This is a genomic window from Intrasporangium chromatireducens Q5-1 (assembly GCF_000576575.1).
Lineage (GTDB): Bacteria > Actinomycetota > Actinomycetes > Actinomycetales > Dermatophilaceae > Intrasporangium_A > Intrasporangium_A chromatireducens.
This window is the reverse complement of sequence record NZ_AWQS01000294.1, coordinates 1-4,070: the sequence shown is the minus strand read 5'-3', so window position 1 is coordinate 4,070 and position 4,070 is coordinate 1. Positions and strand designations below refer to the sequence as shown.

5 protein-coding genes are annotated in these 4,070 nt (G+C 74.3%); 1 reads left to right on the top strand and 4 read right to left on the bottom strand.

What is annotated here, in order from left to right:
- Window positions 1–167 precede the first annotated feature (167 nt).
- From N864_RS19820 to N864_RS19810, 3 genes are read right to left on the bottom strand one after another with little or no spacing between them, the layout of a single operon-like run.
- On the bottom strand, window positions 168–353 hold the full coding sequence (locus tag N864_RS19820; RefSeq protein ID WP_034721409.1) for a Trm112 family protein: 186 nt from the start codon (window positions 351–353) through the stop codon (window positions 168–170).
- Entirely contained in the window at window positions 334–1,782 is a 1,449-nt protein-coding gene (locus N864_RS19815) for a phosphomannomutase/phosphoglucomutase (RefSeq protein WP_034721405.1), read from the bottom strand. The genes N864_RS19820 and N864_RS19815 overlap by 20 nt, the downstream gene beginning before the upstream one ends.
- Window positions 1,783–1,799: 17 nt before the next feature.
- Complete coding sequence (locus tag N864_RS19810) at window positions 1,800–2,219, bottom strand: DUF3499 domain-containing protein (RefSeq protein ID WP_034721402.1); 420 nt, start codon at window positions 2,217–2,219, stop codon at window positions 1,800–1,802.
- Between the two features lie 84 nt (window positions 2,220–2,303).
- On the opposite strand from N864_RS19810, the gene N864_RS19805 reads away from it, so the two are divergent.
- Window positions 2,304–2,738 (top strand): metallopeptidase family protein, encoded by a 435-nt coding sequence (locus N864_RS19805; protein WP_240474423.1) that lies wholly within the window; start codon window positions 2,304–2,306, stop codon window positions 2,736–2,738.
- A 6-nt stretch (window positions 2,739–2,744) separates the two neighbouring features.
- On the opposite strand, the gene N864_RS25190 is transcribed toward N864_RS19805, so the two are convergent.
- Window positions 2,745–4,070 (bottom strand): DUF5719 family protein (locus N864_RS25190; RefSeq protein WP_034721395.1); only part of this gene is annotated, 1,326 nt, incomplete at its 5' end.

Genomic DNA, 4,070 nt, shown 5'->3' with positions numbered 1-4,070 from the left:
CGGCTGGATGTCGGCGAGCCGCGCCAGGCCCGCCTCGTCGGCGGCGCGCGCCGAGAGCCGCACCTGGGCGCCGGAGGACGCGAGCGCGCGGAGCACTCCTCGCTGATCGAGGCGTTCGATCGCGTCGATGTCGTCGAGCAGCGCGTCGTCGAACACGGCAGGTGGGCTCAGTCCAGCGGTCGGGCCAGGTCGACGAGCAGGACGGGGATGCCCGAGTCGATCGGGTAGGCGAGCCGGCAGGCCGGGCAGTGCAGCTCGGGGTCCGAGTCAGTCGTCGCGTCGGTGAGGTCCCCCTTGCACCGCGGGCATCGCAGGATCTCCCGCAGCCATGGCTCAATCATCTGCTCGGTCACCCTCAGCTCCTCCACGGATCAGCCCGAGAACCTCGTCCCGGACGCGTTCCATCGTCTCATGGTCGGCGGCCTCGACGTTGAGCCGCAGGAGCGGCTCGGTGTTGGAGGCGCGCACGTTGAACCACCACATCGGCCCGGACGGGTCCGGGCTCGTCACGGTGAGGCCGTCGAGCTCGTCGACCGCTGCACCCCGGACCGTCGCCCAGGCTCGCAGCGACTCGGCGATCGCCGCCGCGTCGTCGACGGTGCTGTTGATCTCGCCGGAGGACGCGTATCGCTCGTATCCGGCGGCGAGCTCGGCGAGTGGTCCGTCCTGCTCGCCGAGGGCCGCCAGCACGTGCATCGCGGCGAGCATGCCCGTGTCGGCGAACCAGAAGTCGCGGAAGTAGTAGTGGGCCGAGTGCTCTCCGCCGAAGACCGCGCCGGTGCGGGCCATCTCCGCCTTGATGAAGGAGTGACCGACGCGGGCTCGCACGGGCTCGGCCTTGTGCTCGCGCACCACCTCGGCGACCGCTCGGCTCGAGATGACGTTGTGGACGACGCGGATCTCGCGGTCCCCGGCCGCCCGGGCCCGCTCGATCTCGCGGGCGGCGACGAGGGCCGTGATGGCGCTGGCGGAGACGGCGTGGCCGTCGGCGTCGACGACGAAGCACCGGTCCGCGTCCCCGTCGAAGGCCAGGCCGAGGTCCGCTCCGTGCCTCGTCACGGCCGCCTGCAGGTCGACGAGGTTGGCCGGGTCGAGTGGGTTGGCCTCGTGGTTGGGGAAGGTGCCATCGAGCTCGAAGTAGAGCGGGATGACGGTGACCGGCAGCGCCGGCAGGCCGGCGGCCGTCCCGAGCACGGCGGGCACGGTGTGCCCGCCCATCCCGTTGGCGGCGTCGACGACGACGGTGAGGGGTCGGATGCCGCGCAGGTCGACGAGCGAGCGGAGGAAGGTCGCGTAGTCGGCGAGCAGGTCGCGCACCTCGACCGTCCCGGGTCCGCCGGTCGCCGCGTAGAGGCCGGTGGGGCTGCCGAGGAGCCACTCGGCCAGGTCGCGGACCTCCGCCAGGCCGGTGTCCTGACCGATGGGACGGGCCGCCGAGCGACACAGCTTGATCCCGTTGTAGCGGGCCGGGTTGTGGCTCGCGGTGAACATGGCCCCGGGCCGGTCGAGCGCGCCGCTGGCGTAGTAGAGCTCGTCGGTCGACGTCAGGCCGAGCATCGCGACGTCGACACCGCGGGAGGTGACGCCGTCGGCGAAGGCGGTCGACAGCTCCGGCGAGGAGGGGCGCATGTCGTGCCCGATGACGATGCCCGACTGGCCGTCCGGGATGACGACAACCTCGGCGAAGGCCACGCCGAGCGCGCGGGCGACCTCGGGAGAGAGCTGCTCCGGCACGAGGCCGCGGACGTCATACGCCTTGACGAAGTCGGAGAGGGGGGCCACGAGGACGACCCTAGTGGTCAGGAGTCGCGCAGGATCCGCAGGTGGCCGCGGCGGCCGGTCTCGACGACCCCGGCGTCGGTCTCGGCACGCAGCTCGGCGGCGGCCGCGCTCTGACCACCCTGGCCGCTCGCGACGCGGGAGCCCGCAGGTCGCTGCGGGACGAGCGGCCGGCCGGCCTCGCGGACCGCCTCAGCGAGGGCGAGCAGGTCGTCGCCGTCGAGCGCCGGCTCGCTGTAGTCGCCCTCGAGCCGGACGACGTCCCAGCCTCGGGGTGCCGTCATCCGTTCGGCGTGCTCCGCGCACAGGTCGTACGTGTGCGGCTCGGCGTAGGTCGCGAGCGGGCCCAGCACGACGGCCCGGTCGGCATAGACATAGGTCAGGGTGGCGACCGCCGTACGTGCGCACGCCGTCTTGGAACAACCCCGTCTGAGACCCACGGTCGCCCACTCTAGACCGAGCCCTCCGGCGCGGCGACACACCACGCCGTGTCCCGCCGCGCCCGGCGAACTAGAGTGCGAGATGTGAGCCCTTCGATGCCCGGGACGTCCCGGATGGCGCGGCGCCGTGAGCGCCATGGCCGCGGCATGCGGGGCCCGCTCGCGTGGCCGCCGGTCCCGGCCATGCGCAGCCGGCGCGACGAGTTCGACGACTACGTGCTCGATGCCGCCGCCCGGCTCGAGTCGACGTGTGGCCGGGCCTTCCCGGCGGTCGAGTTCGCCGTCGAGGACGTCCCCCGCGGACCGGCCCCGTGGGAGCACGCAGAGGTGCCGCTCGGCCGGGTCTACCCCGCCTCGGGGGGGCGGCCCGCACGCATCGTCGTCTACCGCCGGCCGGTCGAGACGCGGGCATCCGGGACGCGCGAGGTGGCCACCCTCGTCGCCGACATCGTGACCGAGCAGGTCGCCGGGCTGCTCGGGGTGCGCCCGGAGGAGCTCGACCCCGGTTTCGGCGAGTAACGCCGCTCAGTTGCCGATCTGGCGGACCGGGACGGTGACCGCGGTGACGGGTGCCTCCGGCAGGGGCAGGAGCGAGAAGACCGGGACCTTGTCGACGAGCCCGCTGATGGAGACGGCCGCGTGGACCGGGCCGGAGCGCGGCTGCACCCAGACCGCCTTGGCCTGGCCGAGGTCGAGCGCCAGGCTCGCGTCGGCCGGGACGGTCACCTCACGGGTCTGTCCGCCCGGGCCGGTCGTCGTCACGGTCACGGCCGCCTCCGTGGCCCCGGTGGCCAGCAGGAGCCGGTAGCTGCCACCGGGGACGACCGAGGGCAGGGCCACGCCGGCGAGGCGCTCGACGGCCGGGGTGGCGCCGGCCCACCCGAAGTCGCCCATCCTGTCCGCACCGGTCGCGACCCGGCGCTCGACCCAGGCGCCCGCCACGACCGGCTGGTCCGCCAGCAGGTGCGCACCGAGGGCCCCGTCCGGCACGTCGAGCGGGACATCGAGACTGGAACCGGCGGGGACCCGGACGGCACGCAGGGCGTCCGGCTGCACCGGGCCCTTGTCGGTCAGGACGCGCACCTGCACGAGCGCCTCCTCCTGACCGGGGTTGCCGATGCGGACGCTCGCCGCACCCGCCTTGTCGATGCCGGCCACCACGAGGTCGCGGCCCGGCTGGGCGGCCGGTGCCGCGTCGTCGATGCCCCGGCCCGTTGCGCCGTCGATCCACGCGTCACTGAGCACTCCGGAGACCTGGCCGCCGGAGGCCACGACGTGCACCACGGGGCTCGCGACGTCCGGGGCCAGCGTGTCGAGCGACAGGACGGAGCGCGAGCGCGGCGGGATGGAGATGCCGTGCCCCGTCCCCTCGATCGTCCCCTTCGACCCGAGGACGGTGAAGTCGACCGAGATCGTGTTGGCGCCCGGGTTGGTCAGCACCAGTCGCTCTGTGCGTGAGGGGCCGTCCCCGCCGCCGACGAGCCAGAGGTCCGACGCGGGCAGGGTGCACGCGGCCGTGGCGAGCCCTCGGTCGTCGTCACCGCGGTGCAGCCACGCCTGGGTGGCCACTGCCCCGGGGGCGAGGGAGTCAACGGCGCGCACGACGACCGAAACCGCCTGGGAGACGGGGGCCGTCGCGGTGGCGGCTCGGTCAGAGGTCGTCCGGAGCGGCCGGCCGCCGGCCGCGGGACCGATCTCGATGCGACCCGCCCCCGGCACGACCACGTCGCCCAGGGCGGACGTCGGCGCGGCGGCGGCGGTCACGCTCGTGTCGCCGGCGACGTCGCGCAGCCCCTTCGCGCCGACCCGTTCGGGGCCTGGGCACACGAGAGAGGTGTCGGTCACGGCGGC